This window comes from Ornithinimicrobium humiphilum (assembly GCF_006716885.1).
GTDB classification, from domain to species: domain Bacteria; phylum Actinomycetota; class Actinomycetes; order Actinomycetales; family Dermatophilaceae; genus Ornithinicoccus; species Ornithinicoccus humiphilus.
This window is the reverse complement of the sequence record NZ_VFPU01000001.1, coordinates 2,716,774-2,731,087: the sequence shown is the minus strand read 5'-3', so window position 1 is coordinate 2,731,087 and position 14,314 is coordinate 2,716,774. Positions and strand designations below refer to the sequence as shown.

15 protein-coding genes are annotated in these 14,314 nt (G+C 72.8%); 7 read left to right on the top strand and 8 right to left on the bottom strand.

From position 1 onward, the window contains the following. Nucleotides 1-46: 46 nt before the first annotated feature. A complete protein-coding gene (locus FB476_RS12905) occupies nt 47-574 on the bottom strand; it encodes a low molecular weight protein-tyrosine-phosphatase (protein ID WP_141819403.1) in 528 nt (175 codons plus the stop codon). A 48-nt stretch (nt 575-622) separates the two neighbouring features. On the opposite strand from FB476_RS12905, the gene FB476_RS12900 reads away from it, so the two are divergent. Together FB476_RS12900 and FB476_RS12895 are read left to right on the top strand one after the other, a co-directional pair. After that, entirely contained in the window at nt 623-1,399 is a 777-nt protein-coding gene (locus FB476_RS12900) for a fructosamine kinase family protein (protein WP_141819401.1), read from the top strand. Further along, nucleotides 1,396-2,310 (top strand): amidohydrolase family protein, encoded by a 915-nt coding sequence (locus tag FB476_RS12895; protein WP_141819399.1) that lies wholly within the window; start codon nt 1,396-1,398, stop codon nt 2,308-2,310. Before FB476_RS12900 ends, FB476_RS12895 begins: the two co-directional genes overlap by 4 nt. A 14-nt stretch (nt 2,311-2,324) precedes the next feature. Here FB476_RS12895 and FB476_RS12890 read toward each other — a convergent pair whose 3' ends face one another. The 6 genes from FB476_RS12890 to FB476_RS12865 all read right to left on the bottom strand — a co-directional run bounded on the left by FB476_RS12890 (nt 2,325) and on the right by FB476_RS12865 (nt 8,013). Then, nucleotides 2,325-3,194, bottom strand: a complete 870-nt coding sequence (locus FB476_RS12890) for an alpha/beta fold hydrolase (RefSeq protein WP_141819397.1) — start codon at nt 3,192-3,194, stop codon at nt 2,325-2,327. 37 nt (nt 3,195-3,231) lie between these two features. After that, nucleotides 3,232-4,434 carry a cytochrome P450 gene (locus FB476_RS12885; protein ID WP_141819395.1) on the bottom strand — a complete coding sequence of 401 codons (1,203 nt, stop codon included), beginning with the start codon at nt 4,432-4,434 and terminating at the stop codon, nt 3,232-3,234. Between the two features lie 150 nt (nt 4,435-4,584). Further along, nucleotides 4,585-5,412: a MetQ/NlpA family ABC transporter substrate-binding protein gene (locus FB476_RS12880; RefSeq protein WP_141819393.1), complete on the bottom strand. Its 828-nt coding sequence runs from the start codon at nt 5,410-5,412 to the stop codon at nt 4,585-4,587. Nucleotides 5,413-5,471: 59 nt separating this feature from the next. Next, a complete protein-coding gene (locus tag FB476_RS12875; RefSeq protein WP_141819391.1) occupies nt 5,472-6,296 on the bottom strand; it encodes a MetQ/NlpA family ABC transporter substrate-binding protein in 825 nt (274 codons plus the stop codon). Between the two features lie 62 nt (nt 6,297-6,358). After that, nucleotides 6,359-7,018 (bottom strand): methionine ABC transporter permease, encoded by a 660-nt coding sequence (locus tag FB476_RS12870; RefSeq protein ID WP_141820291.1) that lies wholly within the window; start codon nt 7,016-7,018, stop codon nt 6,359-6,361. Beyond that, nucleotides 7,018-8,013 (bottom strand): methionine ABC transporter ATP-binding protein, encoded by a 996-nt coding sequence (locus FB476_RS12865; RefSeq protein ID WP_141819389.1) that lies wholly within the window; start codon nt 8,011-8,013, stop codon nt 7,018-7,020. The genes FB476_RS12870 and FB476_RS12865 overlap by 1 nt, the downstream gene beginning before the upstream one ends. 520 nt (nt 8,014-8,533) lie before the next feature. Here FB476_RS12865 and FB476_RS12860 point away from each other — a divergent pair. Genes FB476_RS12860 through FB476_RS12845 form a run of 4 tightly spaced genes read left to right on the top strand, consistent with a single transcriptional unit; the run spans nt 8,534 to nt 12,211 of the window. Further along, a complete protein-coding gene (locus FB476_RS12860; RefSeq protein ID WP_141819387.1) occupies nt 8,534-9,931 on the top strand; it encodes an FAD-binding oxidoreductase in 1,398 nt (465 codons plus the stop codon). Continuing rightward, nucleotides 9,928-11,202, top strand: a complete 1,275-nt coding sequence (locus FB476_RS12855) for a class I SAM-dependent methyltransferase (RefSeq protein ID WP_141819385.1) — start codon at nt 9,928-9,930, stop codon at nt 11,200-11,202. Before FB476_RS12860 ends, FB476_RS12855 begins: the two co-directional genes overlap by 4 nt. A gap of 51 nt (nt 11,203-11,253) precedes the next feature. Further along, on the top strand, nt 11,254-11,610 hold the full coding sequence (locus tag FB476_RS12850) for an NADH-quinone oxidoreductase subunit A (protein ID WP_141819383.1): 357 nt from the start codon (nt 11,254-11,256) through the stop codon (nt 11,608-11,610). A 1-nt stretch (nt 11,611) separates the two neighbouring features. Continuing rightward, nucleotides 11,612-12,211, top strand: coding sequence for an NADH-quinone oxidoreductase subunit B (locus FB476_RS12845; protein WP_141819381.1), 600 nt, complete (start codon nt 11,612-11,614; stop codon nt 12,209-12,211). On the opposite strand, the gene FB476_RS12840 is transcribed toward FB476_RS12845, so the two are convergent. Next, nucleotides 12,159-13,202, bottom strand: coding sequence for a LacI family DNA-binding transcriptional regulator (locus FB476_RS12840; RefSeq protein WP_141819379.1), 1,044 nt, complete (start codon nt 13,200-13,202; stop codon nt 12,159-12,161). The genes FB476_RS12845 and FB476_RS12840 overlap by 53 nt on opposite strands. A 139-nt stretch (nt 13,203-13,341) precedes the next feature. On the opposite strand from FB476_RS12840, the gene FB476_RS12835 reads away from it, so the two are divergent. Further along, nucleotides 13,342-14,310 carry a substrate-binding domain-containing protein gene (locus FB476_RS12835; RefSeq protein ID WP_141819377.1) on the top strand — a complete coding sequence of 323 codons (969 nt, stop codon included), beginning with the start codon at nt 13,342-13,344 and terminating at the stop codon, nt 14,308-14,310. Nucleotides 14,311-14,314 lie beyond the last annotated feature (4 nt).

Genomic DNA, 14,314 nt, shown 5'->3' with positions numbered 1-14,314 from the left:
GCCTACGCCTCCGTAGCGAAAAGGATCGAATCCGCCCCGTGGCACGTCAGGGCCGCTCCGCGTGCCCGGGGCGCGGGCCTCGGGCGGCCTCGAGAACGTCCTGCAGCGTGCCGTCGGCGAGCGCCCGGACGAGGCCGTCGACGGCGTCCTCGACCTGGTCGTACATCGCGGCGTAGGCCTCCCGCGGGTGGCCCCACGGGTCCGGCACGTCGCGGACGCCCTCGGGGGCGTCGCTCGCGAAGGCGCCCAGGCGCACCACCTTGGCGGCGTCCTCGGGCGTGCGGGCGAGAGCCAGCACGTCGGCCTCGTTGTCGGAGTCCATGACGAGCACCAGGTCGGCCCGGTCGAAGTGGTCGGGGGCGAACTGCTCGGCGACCGAGCCGAAGGAGTAGCCCCGGTGCTCGCCCTCGGCCCGGGAGAGCTCGTGCGGGCGGGTGCCCACGTGGTAGTCGGCGGTGCCGGCGGAGGAGACCGTGACGTCGTCCAGGCCGGCCTCGGCGAGCCGGTGCAGGAGGACGGCCTCCGCGGCGGGCGAGCGGCAGATGTTGCCGAGGCAGACGGTCAGCAGGTGCATGGGCCCAGTCTCCCAGGCGGGCGCCCGCCGGCCTGACAGGATGGCCGCATGTCGACCGGTACCCCCTCGCGCACCACGCACGACCGCCGGCCCGGCTTCCGCAAGGAGCTGGCCGGTGCACCGCCGCTGTTCTTCGAGCGCGAGGCCGCGGGCCTGCGGGCGCTCGCCGCGGCCGGGGCCCGGGTGCCGGAGGTCCTCGCGGTGGACAGCACGAGCATCACGCTGGCGTGGGTCGGCCAGGGCCACGAGCGCACGCCCGCCACCGAGGCCCGCTTCGGGCGCGAGCTCGCCGCGCTGCACCGGACCACTGGGGAGCGGTGGGGCGCGGTGGACGGCGAGCCCACGGCATACCTGGGCGCCTGTCCGGTCGACCTGGCGCCGAGCGACAGCTGGCACGAGTCCTGGGTGGAGCGGCGGGTCGTGCCGCTCGCCCGGCGGGCGGCCGACGAGGGGCGTCTCGACCCTGCGACCGCGGTGCTCGCGGAGCGGATCACGCCCGAGCAGCTCGGGCCGGCCGAGCCTCCGACCCTCGTGCACGGGGACCTGTGGGGCGGCAACCGGCTCCTCGACCCGCACGGCGACAGCTGGCTGATCGACCCGTGCGCACACCTGGGGCACCGCGAGGTGGACCTGGCGATGATGCAGCTCTTCGGCGGCTTCAGCGGGCGGGTCTACGCCGCCTACGTCGAGGCCTTCCCCCTGGCGGAGGGCTATGCCGAGCGCCTGCCGGTCTACCAGGCGGTGCCGTTGCTGGTCCACGCGCTGCTCTTCGGGGGCGGCTACGGCGTGCAGGCCGGCGACGCGCTGCAGGCGGCGGCGGCATGAGCGCCGTGGCGCCGCGGTCCGACGCGGAGGTTCCGGCCTACCTCGACGCGCTCGGGCTGCCCGGTCTGGCCGACGTCCACGTGCACTTCCACCCCGAGCGGCTCCTCCGGCGCATCTGGGCCTACTTCGACGACGCCGAGCAGCACTACGGCACGCCCTGGCCGATCCACTACCAGACGTCCGAGGAGGAGCGCCTGCGCACGCTCGAGCGGCTCGGCGTGCGGGCCGTGCCGGCGCTGACCTACGCCCACCGCCCCGATATGGCCGCCGACCTCAACGTGTGGTGCCGGTCCTTCGCCGACGCCCACCCGCAGGTGCTGCGGTGCGCCACCCTCTACCCGGAGGAGGGCGTGACGGACTACGTCGAGGAGGCGGTCCGCGACGGGCTGCAGCTGGTCAAGGTGCACGTCACCGTCAGCGAGCTCGCCCCCGACGACGAGGTGCTCGACGGCGCGTGGTCGGTGCTGGAGCGGGCCGGGGTGCCGGTGGTGCTGCACGCCGGGCACGGGCCGCGGGCCGGTCGCTTCAGCGGACCGGAGCGGGTGGCGCGCCTGCTCGCGGACCACCCGGACCTGACCCTCGTCGTCGCGCACATGGGGATGCCCGACTACGACGAGTTCGCCGACCTCGTCGAGGCCTACGACCGGGTGCACCTGGACACCACGATGGTCGGCACCGACTTCATGGAGCGGCTCGCGCCGGTGCCGCCGCGCTTCCTCGGGCGGCTGGCCGAGCTGCGGCCCCGCGTCGTGCTCGGCACCGACTTCCCGAACATCCCCTACCCCTACGCCCACCAGCTCGAGGCCCTGCACCGGTGGAGGCTGGGCGAGGACTGGCTGCGCGACGTGCTGTGGACGAACGGACGGCGGCTGCTCGGGCTGGACGAGGAGCCGGTGACCCAGGGCTGGTGACGTCCGGTGGGCCGTCACGCCCCGGCGAGCACCTCGCGCAGTCGCTCCGCGAACTCCCGGGGCCTTCCCGGCCAGGGGCCGTCCTCGGCGCCGAAGCCGCCGTGGTGGCTGGGGAAGACGACGGCCTCCTGGCCGAGCAGGGCGGCCGTCGCCCGGGCCGTCCGCGCGGTGAGGGTGTCGCCGGTCTCCTCCCCGACGGCCAGCACGATCCTGGTGGGGGCCGCGCGGAGCGCCTCGACGTCCGGCACGAAGTCGGTCACCTCGGTCGAGCGGTCGCCGAGCAGCGGGTCGTCGCGGGAGCCGTCGTCCTCGGTCGGCAGCCCGAACTGCGCGGGGTCCGGGGCCGGCGCGCGCAGGTAGTCCTCGGTGAACTCGCCCTGCCACATGGTCATGGCGAGGAAGGACGCCATGCCCGCGCCCCAGCCGCGAGCCTCGTAGACGTCCGTCGTGGCCGCGCTGGCACGCCGCGCCAGGTCCGCGTCGGGGAGCACCCCGAGGATCGGGGGCTCGTGCGCGACGAGGGTGGCGACGTCCTGCGGGTGCGCGGCGACGAGCGCGAGCGCCGTCACCGCCCCGCCGCTGCTGGCGAAGACGTCGACCGGTCCGGTGCCTAGCTCCTGGACGAGGGCGTGGAGGTCCTCGGCCTGCGCGGTCGGCGAGTTGGTCACCTCACCGTCGCTGCGCGTGCTCCGCCCCAGGCCCCGGGGGTCGTAGGTGACCACGGTCCGGTCCGGGAACCGGTCCGCGAGCGCCCGGAAGCCGCTGGCGTCCATGGGCTGCCCGACCATGAGCAGCACGGGCTGCCCGTCGGCGGGCGGCAGCGGACCGTCGACGTCGTAGACCAGGGTCGCGCCGGGGATGGAGAGGGAGTGCTCGTCAGCCATGTCGGGTCCGACCCGCGCCGGACCCCGGACTCATCGGTCAGCCGAGGCGGGGCGTCGGCGTGAACGCGATGGGGTAGCGGATCGCGCCGGTGTTGCCCGACATCGGCAGCCACTCGCCGAGGCCGTCGGGGCGGGCGTCGGGCATCCGCGCGGCGAGCACGGGCAGGGCGACGGCCATGTCCATGCGGGCGACCCAGTGGCCGAGGCAGTGGTGGACGCCGCCGCCGAAGCCCATGTGCATCGGGTGCTCGACGGTGATGTCGAAGGACGGGTCGGGGTGCGAGCGGGGGTCGGTGCCGGCGCTGTGCGAGAGCACCTGGACGACGTCGCCCTCCTTGAGCACCAGGCCGTCGCCGAGGTCGACGTCCGCGAGCGCCTCCCGCGTGATCCAGGTGACCGTCGGGTTGACCCGCATGACTTCCTCGACGGCATTACGGCCCAGCTCGGGTCGCTCGGCGAGCAACCTCCACTGGTCGGGGTGGGCCAGCAGGGTGCGCAGCGCGAGCGTGATCTGGTTGCGCGTCGTCTCCATCCCCGCGAAGACGAGGAAGACCAGGGCGACCGAGAGCTCCTCGCGGGAGAGGCGTCCCTCCTGCTGGTTGCGGACGAGATCGGAGACCAGGTCGTCGCGCGGGTGGGCGGTGCGGTCGCGCACCACCTCGTCGCAGTAGCCGTAGAGCCCCTCCAGGGCGGCCTCGATCCGGGGCAGGTCCTCCTTGATGCGCACGCCGAAGCACTTGCCCAGGTCGTCGGCCCAGTGCGCGACCTGGACCCACTCGCTCTCGGGCAGGCCGACGAGACGGCACAGGATGCGGGAGGAGTAGGGCTCGGCGAACTCCTTGACCAGCTCGACCGACCCGCGCTCGCTGAAGCCGTCGACCAGCTCGTGCGCCAGCGCGGTGAAGCCCGGCACCATCGGCGTGATCGCGCTCTGCTTGAAGGCCGGGTTGAGCAGCCGGCGCAGCCGCAGGTGGTCCTGGCCCTCGAGGCTGAGCAGCACCTTGTGCCACCAGTCGCTGAACAGGCCGGAGGTGATGCCGTTCTGCGCGGGCCACTGCGCGTTGCCCTGCCGGAAGCGGCGGTCCTTGAGCAGGGCGGTGACCTCCGCGTGCCGCAGCACGGCATATCCGTAGCTGGTGCGGGCCCACCACGACTCCTCACGGGCGTCGATCACGTCCGGGCCGGTCACGTCGAAGGCCGGGTCGGCGAGGTCGAGGAACCGGGGGCTGCGCGTCTCCATGGCCAGATGCTAGGGACCGGGGTATGCCGTGTCCCCGGCGGGTGGGGAACTGGCGACGTGGGGCGGTGGGTGCCTCGCGGGGAACAGGTCCGCGGACGCCGAAGGGTCCGGACCACCCCCCCGGTGGTCCGGACCCTTCGGCGACAGAGATCAGGAACGGGCGGAGATGACCGTGCCCGAGTAGGTCTCCTCGATGAACTGCGCGACCTCGTCGGAGGCGAGCAGCTCGGCCAGCTTGACGATGCGCGGGTCGTCCTCGTCGCCGGCGCGGACGACGAGCAGGTTGGCGTAGGGGTTGCCCTCCGGTGACTCCGCGGCGATGGCGTCCTCGGCCGGGGACAGGTCGGCCTCGATCGCGTAGTTGCCGTTGATGACGGCGGCGTCGACGTCGGGCAGGCTGCGGGGCAGCTGCGCGGCCTCGATCTCGACGAACTTCAGGTTCTTCGGGTTGGTCTCGACGTCGAGCACGGTGGCCGAGGCCTCGCCGGTGTCGGCCAGGGTGATCAGGCCCTGGTCGGCCAGCAACTGGAGGGCGCGGGCACCGTTGGTCGGGTCGTTGGGGATGGCGACCTGGGCGCCCTCGGCCAGCTCGTCGACGGAGCCGACCGTGTCGGAGTAGAGGCCGAGCGGCTCGAGGTGCACCGGGGTGACGGCGACGAAGTCGTAGCCGGCGGCGGCCTTCTGCTCCTCCAGGTAGGGCTCGTGCTGGAAGTAGTTGGCGTCGAGCGAGCCGTCGTCGAGGGCGACGTTGGGCTGCACGTAGTCGGTGAACTCGACGAGCTCGAGGTCGATGCCGGCCCCCTCGGCGAGCTCGTCGTCGACGAACTGGAGGATCTCGGCGTGCGGGACGGGGGAGACGCCGACCTTGAGCGGGGCGTCGGCGGAGGCCTCCGCGCCGGCGTCGGCGTCGGAGCCGCAGGCGGTCAGCGCGAGGGCGCCGACGAGGAGGACGGGGACGAGGGAGCGGGCGGTGCGCACGGGCTTTTCCTTCTGTTCTTCTGCGTGGGTATGGAGTGGAGCGGGGTCGGGCGGTGCGGTCAGAAGGCCGCGACGACGGCGCCGTCGTAGGTGGCGTCGATGTACTGGCGGACCTCGTCGGAGGTCAGCAGCTCCAGGAGCTTGACGATCCGCGGGTCCTGCTCGTCGCCGGTGCGGACGACGAGCTGGTTGGCGTAGGTGCGGTCGGAGGTGTCCTCGGCCACGAGCGCGTCGCGCTGGGGCGAGAGGTCGGCGTCGAGGGCGTAGTTCCCGGGGACGGCCGCGACGTCCACGTCACCGAGGCTGCGGGGCAGCTGGGCTGCCTCGACCTCCTCGAACCGCAGGTCCTTGGGGTTGTCGGTGACGTCGAGCAGCGTCGGCACGGCGGCGTCGGGGTCGGCGAGGGTGATGAGGCCCTCCTGCGCCAGCAGCTTCAGACCGCGCGAGCCGTTCACCGGGTCGTTGGGGATCGCCACGGTGGCGCCCTCCGGCAGCGCGTCGAGCGAGTCGGCGGTGCGGGAGTAGAGGCCCATCGGCTGGAAGCTGATCGTGCCCAGACCGGTGAAGTCGTAGCCGGCCTGCTCGATCTGGTCGGCCAGGAAGACGCCGTGCTGGTAGTAGTTGGCGTCCACGTCGCCGGTGTCGAGGGCGGCATTGGGCTGGACGTAGTCGGTGAACTCGACGATCTCGAGGTCGAGGCCCGCCTCGGGGGCCAGCTCCTCGTCGACGAACTGGAGGATGTCGGCGTGCGGCACGGGGGTGACCGCCACGCGCAGCGGGCCGGAGGCGTCGGTCTGCTCGGTCTCGTCGCCGCCGCAGGCGGTGAGGGCGAGGGAGGCGGTCAGGGCGGTGGCGGCCAGGGCGAGGGCGCGGGTGGAGAGCATGGGGGATCCCTTTCGGGCGGGAGGGGCGGAGGACGGCGGGAGAGGTCGGGCGGGGACGAGCGTCAGCGGTGCGCGAGGCGCCGGGCGAGCCGGTCGCCGGCGGACTGCAGCACCTGGACGACGACGAGGAGCACGACGACGCAGGCGACGGTCACGGCAGTGTCGAAGCGCTGGTAGCCGTAGCGGATGGCGAAGTCGCCGAGCCCGCCGCCACCGATGGCACCGGCCATCGCGGAGTAGGAGATGAGGGCGACGACGGTCACGGTCGCTGCCGCGACCAGGCCGGGCCGGGCCTCGGGCAGCAGCACCGTCCGCACGATCTGGCGGGTGCTGGCGCCCATGGCGCGGGCGGCCTCGATCTTGCCGGGGTGCACCTCGCGCAGGGAGGCCTCGACGAGCCGGGCGAAGAACGGCACCGCGGCGATGGTCAGCGGCACGATGGTGGCGGTCGAGCCGATCGTCGTGCCGGTGACCAGCCGGGTGACCGGCGCGACGAGCACGAGCAGCACGATGAACGGCACCGAGCGGCCGACGTTGACGACGGCCCCGAGCACCGCGTTGAGCAGGCGCTGCGGGCGCAGGCCGTCGGGGGCCGTGAGCAGGAGCAGCACGCCGAGCGGGATGCCGAGCACGACGGCGAGCACCATCGACACCGAGACCATGTAGCCGGTCTCGACGGTGGCCTGCCACAGGGCGGGTCCGATGCGGTCCCAGTCGATCATCACGCCACCGCCCTCGTCAGCTCGAGCTCGCGTTCGGGGGTCGCCTGGGCCAGGTAGTCCAGGGCCTCGCGCACCGTCTCCGGCGCACCGTCGACGCGCAGCTGGAGCCGGCCGAAGCGCTGGTCGCCCAGGGTCTCGACCGACCCGGCCAGGACCGCGACCCGCACGTCGAAGCGTCGGATGAGCTCGGTGAGGACGAGGTCGTGGTCGGCGCCGCCGACGGTGACCTCGACGACCGGCTCGCCGACCGGGGCCTGCGGGTGCGGCAGCAGGCGGGTGGCCAGCGGCGACTGCGGACGGCGGACGACGTCGCCCAGCGCGCCGGAGTCGACGACGCGGCCGCCCTCGAGGAGCGTCACGTGGTCGCAGACCCGCTTGACGACGTCCATCTCGTGGGTGATGAGCACGGTGGTCAGGTCGAGCTCGTCGGTGAGCTCCCGCAGCAGCGCCAGCACCGAGGTGGTGGACGCGGGGTCGAGGGCCGAGGTGGCCTCGTCGCAGAGCAGGACCGAGGGGCGCGGCGCCAGCGCCCGGGCGATCGCCACGCGCTGCCGCTGGCCGCCGGAGAGCTGCGCCGGGTGCGAGCCGAGCTTGTCGGCCAGGCCGACGCGCTCGAGGAGCTCGGTGGCGCGGGCCCGGCGCTCGGCGCGGCCCACGCCGGCCAGCTCCAGCGGCAGCTCGACGTTGGCCAGGGCGGTGCGCGAGTCGAGCAGGTTGAACTGCTGGAAGATCATGCCGATCGTGCGGCGCGCCTCGTTGAGGCGGCCGGCGGAGAGCGCGGTGAGCTCGACGCCGTCGACCGTGACGGTGCCGGACGTCGGGCGCTCGAGGAGGTTGACGATCCGGGCGAGGGTGGACTTGCCGGAGCCGGAGGGCCCGACGACGCCCATCACCTGGCCGCGCTCGACGGTCAGGCTCACGTCGTCCAGGGCGATGACGGGCTGTCGCCGGCGGGTGCCGGGAAAGGTCTTGCTGATGTGGCTGAGGGTGATCAACGCAGGTTCCTTCACGAGGGCAGGCCGAGCCGGGGCGCGGCGCAGGGCGCAGCGCGACAGGCCGGTCGGCTCAGGAGGGGTGCGGCCCGCGGGGCGGGGACGGCACGGGGACGGGGGAGGTGGACGCTCCGGGCGGCGACGTCAGCGGCGCATGCCCGCGGGACGGCTTCGCAGCTCGGTCCCAGGCGTCACGCGCATTCGTCGGCCGGTCATCTCGTCCTCTCCTCGTGCTCCGGGCGGAGGTCGCCCGCTTCCTCCACCATAGGCAGGGGTGCTGAGGGGTTCAAATCACGGATCCGAACGATCCTCCGGCCTGCGCGCCGTGATCTGGGTATGCCGTGAACACCCTTCGGTGGGACGTGGGTATCGACGAGACTTCCTTCGACGTGCCTGGGCGTTGTCCGGCACCTTCCCCCGACCCGGCGTCGCCGCGGACGTGACGCACGTCATACCCGCGGGGTCGTGCCCACCTCCTCGAAGGTGGATGCGGGACGACCGTCCCATCAGCCATGATGCGGATATGGGTCCGGCCCGTACGCCCGACTACGAGGCCGCGGTGCGCTCCGCGAGGGAGTCGTTCACCGCGTTGCCCCCCGGTGCGCCGGTGCGGCTGGCCAAGCGGACCTCCAACCTCTTCCGCACCCGTCCCGACACGGATGCGCCCCGCCTCGACCTGTCCGCCTGCCAGGGCGTCTTCGCCGTGGACGCCGAGGCCGGGCTGGCGCGCGTCGGCGGGCTCACCACCTACGAGCGGCTCGTCGACGAGCTGCTGCCGCACGGTCTCATGCCGCTGGTGGTGCCGCAGCTGCGCACCATCACCATCGGCGGGGCCGTCGTGGGCCTCGGCATCGAGTCCACCTCCTTCCGCAACGGGCTGCCCCACGAGTCGGTCGTCGAGATGGACGTGCTCACCGGGGACGGGGAGGTGGTGACGGCCACCGCGACCAACGAGCACGCGGACCTCTTCCGGGCGATGGCCAACTCCTACGGCTCCCTCGGCTACACCCTGGGCCTGGTGATCGAGCTGGAGCGCACCAGCCCATGGGTCGTGCTCGAGCACCACCGCTTCGAAGAGCTGGACGCCCTGACCACCGTGGTCGGGGAGGTGATGGCCACCCGCGAGCACGCCGGCACCCGGGTCGACTTCGTCGACGGGGTGGTCTTCTCCGAGGGCGAGTCCTACCTGACGCTCGCGCGCTGGTCGGACTCCGCGGAGGGGATGGTGCCCGGCGACTACACCGGCACGGAACCGTTCTACCGGTCCCTGCAGCACCGGCGGCGCGACCTGCTCACCGCGAAGGACTACCTGTGGCGGTGGGACACCGACTGGTTCTGGTGCTCACGGGCCTTCGGCGCCCAGCGCCCGCTGGTGCGTCGGCTCTGGCCGCGCCGGCTGCTGCGCAGCGACGTCTACTGGCGGATCATGGCGTTCGAGCAGCGGCACGGCTGGTATGCCGCGCTGCAGCGGCGCCGGGGCCGCCCGCCGCAGGAGCGGGTCATCCAGGACGTGGAGATCCCGCTCGACCGGACGGCCGACTTCCTGCGGTGGTTCCTGCGCGAGGTGCCGATCGAGCCGGTCTGGCTGTGCCCGGTGCGGCTGCGCGCGACGGAGCCCGCGCCCGGCGCGGCGACGCCGTGGCCGCTCTACCCGATGGGCGTCGGCGAGGACTACGTCAACGTCGGCTTCTGGTCGGCCGTCGACATCCCGCCCGGCGGGCGCTACGGCGACACCAACCGGGCGATCGAGGAGCAGGTGACCGCGCTCGGCGGTCACAAGGGCCTCTACTCCGAGGCGTTCTACGACGAGGCGACCTTCCGCAGGCTCTACGGGGGCGAGCACCTCGACCCCGTCAAGGCGCGCTACGACCCCGGGGGGCGCCTCCCCACCCTCTACGACAAGGCGGTGCGAGCACGATGACGGTCCAGAGCGTGGCCGAGGCCATCCACGTCGTCCTGGGGAGGCCGGCCGCGGTCGGCGTCGTCGCCCACGACGGGTCGACGGCCGGCAGCCTCGACGGCACGGTGCTGCGGCTGCACTCGCCGCGCGCGATCAGCTACATCGTCAGCCACCCGGGCCAGGTCGGCTTCGCCCGCGCCTACCTCCAGGGCGACCTCACGGTGGACGGGATGAACGAGGCCTATCCCTACGAGGAGCTCAAGCTGCTGCAGGGCTTCAACGTCCGGATCCCCCCGCCGCGCGAGCTGCCCGACCTCGTGCGCGTCGTCCGGGCCGCCGGGATCTCGCTGGAGGTGCCCGAGCTGCCCGAGCTCGAGACCCCGAGCGAGCTGCGCAAGCTGGCGCACGGCATACGTCACGGCCGGAGGCGCGACGCCGAGGCGATCCGCCACCACTACGACGTCTCCAACCGCTTCTACGAGATGCTGCTCGGGCCGTCGATGACCTACACCTGCGCGGTCTTCCCGACGGAGGACTCCACGCTGGAGGAGGCGCAGGAGGAGAAGTACGACCTGGTCTGCCGCAAGCTGGGGCTGCGGCCGGGGATGCGGCTGCTCGACGTCGGCTGCGGCTGGGGCGGCATGGTGCGCCACGCGGTCCGCCACTACGGCGTCACCGCGCTCGGCGTCACCCTCTCGGAGGCGCAGGCGGGCTGGGCCCGCGAGCGGATCGAGCAGGAGGGGCTCACCGGGGCGGAGGTGCGGCACTGCGACTACCGCGACGTGGCCGAGCGCGGCTTCGACGCCGTCTCCTCGATCGGGCTGACCGAGCACATCGGGGTGCGCAACTACCGCGCCTACTTCAGCTTCCTGCGCGACCGGCTCCGCGACGGCGGGCGCCTGCTCAACCACTGCATCACCTGGCGCAGCCCCGACCACGTGCCGATGCGACGCGGCGACTTCGTGGCCCGCTACGTCTTCCCGGACGGCGAGCTGGCCTCCTCCGGCCGCATCGTCACCGAGATGGAGCGCGTCGGCCTGGAGGTCCACCACCACGAGAACCTGCGGCAGCACTACGCCCGCACCTGCGGGGCCTGGTGCGAGAACCTCTCGGAGCACTGGGACGAGTGCGTGGCCGAGGTGGGGCTGGACACGGCGCGGGTGTGGGGGCTCTACCTCGCCGGCTCCCGCTACAACTTCGAGCGCAACACCATCCAGCTGCACCAGGTGCTGGCGACGCGCACCAGCGCGGAGGGGGAGGCCGGCTATCCGCTGCGCCCCGACTTCGCCTGACCGTCCGCGCCTCCGGCCGGACCCGGTGCCCGGGCACTAGGGTGGGCCGCGATGCGTGAGTACCTCGTCGTCGCCGCCGTCGTCCTGGCCGGTGCAGCCCTCGTGGCCGCCGCCATGGGCGCGCGACGCCTGCTCGCGCCCGCCGACCCCACGCCGGGCAAGCTCACGACCTACGAGTCGGGCGTCGACCCCGTGGGCCAGGGCTGGCAGCAGAGCAGCGTGCGCTACCTCGTCTTCACGCTGCTCTACGTGATCTTCGCGGTCGACGCCGTCTACCTCTTCCCGTGGGCCCTCGTGGTGCGCACCGAGCTCGGCCTCGCCTCGCTGGTCGAGATGGCGATCTTTATCGGTGTCCTCGTCGTCGCCCTCCTCCACGTGTGGCGCCGCGGCCTGCTGAGGTGGTGGTGACATGAGCACGGCCCCGCTGCCCGCCCCGCGCGTCGGTGCCCCCGTCGAGCGCGCGCCCCGGGCCGTGCAGGTCGTCCTCAACTGGGGACGCAAGTACTCCCTGTGGGTCTTCAACTTCGGCCTCGCCTGCTGCGCGATCGAGTTCATCAGCGCGTCGATGGCCCGTCACGACTTCATCCGGCTGGGCGTCATCCCGTTCGCCCCGGGCCCCCGCCAGTCCGACCTCATGGTCGTCTCCGGCACCGTCACCGACAAGATGGCGCCCTCCATCCGGCGCCTCTACGAGCAGATGCCCGAGCCGAAGTACGTCATCTCCTTCGGCGCCTGCTCCAACACCGGCGGCCCCTACTGGGACTCCTACTCGGTGACCAAGGGCGTCGACCAGCTCATCCCCGTCGACGTCTACGTCCCCGGCTGCCCGCCGCGGCCGGAGGCCCTCCTCGCCGGGATCGTCGCGCTGCAGGAGCAGATCGCCGCCGAGACGCCCGGGCGCGCCCGGGCCCGCCACGGGGCGAGGTATGCCGATCGCCCGGTCTCCGCCGGCGAGGTCACCCGGGGGCTGGTCGCGCCTCCGTCGGCCGGGGACCGCCCGTCGCGCTAGGTCCGCCCACCAGCGTCGGCCAGAACAACCGCGAGCTACCCGGTCCGTCGGTGCTCCCACTCGCGTCCCCGCCGGTGCTCACCAGCTGCAGGATCTCGGTGCACATCTGCTCGACCGGCTGACGCACGGTCGTGAGCGGGGGGTGGGCGAAGGCCGCCGGGCCGATCCCGTCGAAGCCCACGACCCGCACGTCGCCGGGCACCTCGTAGCCCTGACCGCGCAGGCCCGAGATCAGTCCCAGCGCGATGATGTCGGCGGCCGCCACGAGCGTGCTCCCGGCGACACGGCCCTCCTCGACGAGCTGCTCAGCGGCCCGGATGCCCCAGTCGAGCGAGAAGCTGCCCAGCATGGTCCGCGAGCCGGGGAAGTGGGCCAGGAATCCCTGCAGCCGTTCGCGGGCGGAGGAGGACTCGGCCCCTGCCCCCACGAAGACCACCTTGCTGTCCGCGACGGCCTGGCGCCGCAGGTGATCGGCGACCAGGTCCATGCCGTGCCGGTTGTCGCAGCCGACGTAGGCGGCGTCGACGCCGTCCACCCGGCGGTCCAGCTGGACGGTCAGGGTGGCCGAGGACGCGTCCTGCACCGTGCGCGCGCTGGCGGACTCGTCGCAGGCGATGATCACGACCGCGTGCACCTGGCGGCCCAGGAAGGCCTGGACACCTTCCGCCTCGGCCTCGACGGACCCTCCTGCGCTGCTGACCAGCAGCTCGAAGCCGGCCCCCCTGAGGGTGCGGCTGAGGTGCTCCGCCAGTGCGGCGAAGAACGGGTTCTCCAGGTCGGGCACGCTGAGCCCGACCACCGGGTGCCGCTGCTGACGCAACGCCCGACCGAGCAGGTTGACGCGGTAGTTCAGCTCCTGCGCGCTCGCCAGGACCCGGGCGCGCAGCTCCTCCGACATCGGCCGGTTGCCGCTGAGGGCGCGAGAGGCGGTGGCCAGCGACACCCCCGCGTGGGCCGCGACGTCCTTGATCGTGGTTCGTCGGTCCGGCACGGCGAGCTCCTTCCGGGGAGTCGTGATCGAAACGTGACCCAGCCATTCGGGCGCAACCTCTTGCCAGAGCGGGTGGGGATCAGGCTAACGTGTCCTCCACCACTCGGTAAACGTTTTCCGAGACCTGCTTGGAGGCATCATGACAACGACCCGTCCCCGTCTCAGCACCCTCACCGCCGCCGCGCTCGCCACGACGCTCCTCGCCGCGTGCAGCACCGGGAACGAGGACCCCGCCCCGTCCGAGGCAGCCGGGGGTGACACCGGCTCCTCCGAGTCGTGCACCATCGGCATGACGCAGATCAACCAGACCGCGATCTTCTTCACCCAGATGAACGAGGGTGCCCAGGAGGCCGCCGACGAGCTCGGCTGCGAGCTCACCATCGCCAACGCCAACAACGACTCGGCCCGGCAGGCGAGCGACATCGAGAACTTCGTCAGCCAGGGCGTCGACGGCATCATCGTCGTCGCGATCGACGTCAACGGTGTCAAGCCGGCCGTGGACGCTGCCCGCGCCCAGGGCATCCCGGTCGTCGCCATCGACGCCGAGCTCGAGAACGTCGACACCTTCGTCGGGGTCGACAACCTCGCGGCCGGCGCGCAGGCGGCCGAGTGGGTCATCGAGCAGGGCCTGGCCGACGGCAAGAGCTATGGCGTCGTCGACGCCAAGAACTCCTTCATCCAGAACCAGCGCGAGGACAGCTTCCGGGAGGCCATCGACGCCGCCGGGGCGAAGTACACCCAGAGCGTCAACGGCGACAACGTCCAGGAGAAGGCCGCCACCGCCGCGCAGAACCTGGTGACCGCCCAGCCGAACCTCGACTTCGTCTACACCACGGGCGAGCCGGCGACCGTGGGCGCCGTGGCCGCGCTGACGGGCACCACCGACACCGTGATCATCGGCTGGGACCTCACCAAGGAGGTCATCGCCGGCATCGACAGCGGCCTGGTCCACGCCGTCGTCCAGCAGAACCCCAAGCAGGAGGGCGTCGAGGCCGTCCGTGAGATCAAGGCGATCCTCGACGGTGCCGAGCCCAAGGGCTTCATCGACGTGCCGATCGACATCGTCACCCAGGACAACGTCGACGAGTACCGCGCGATCTTCGACTGACCGC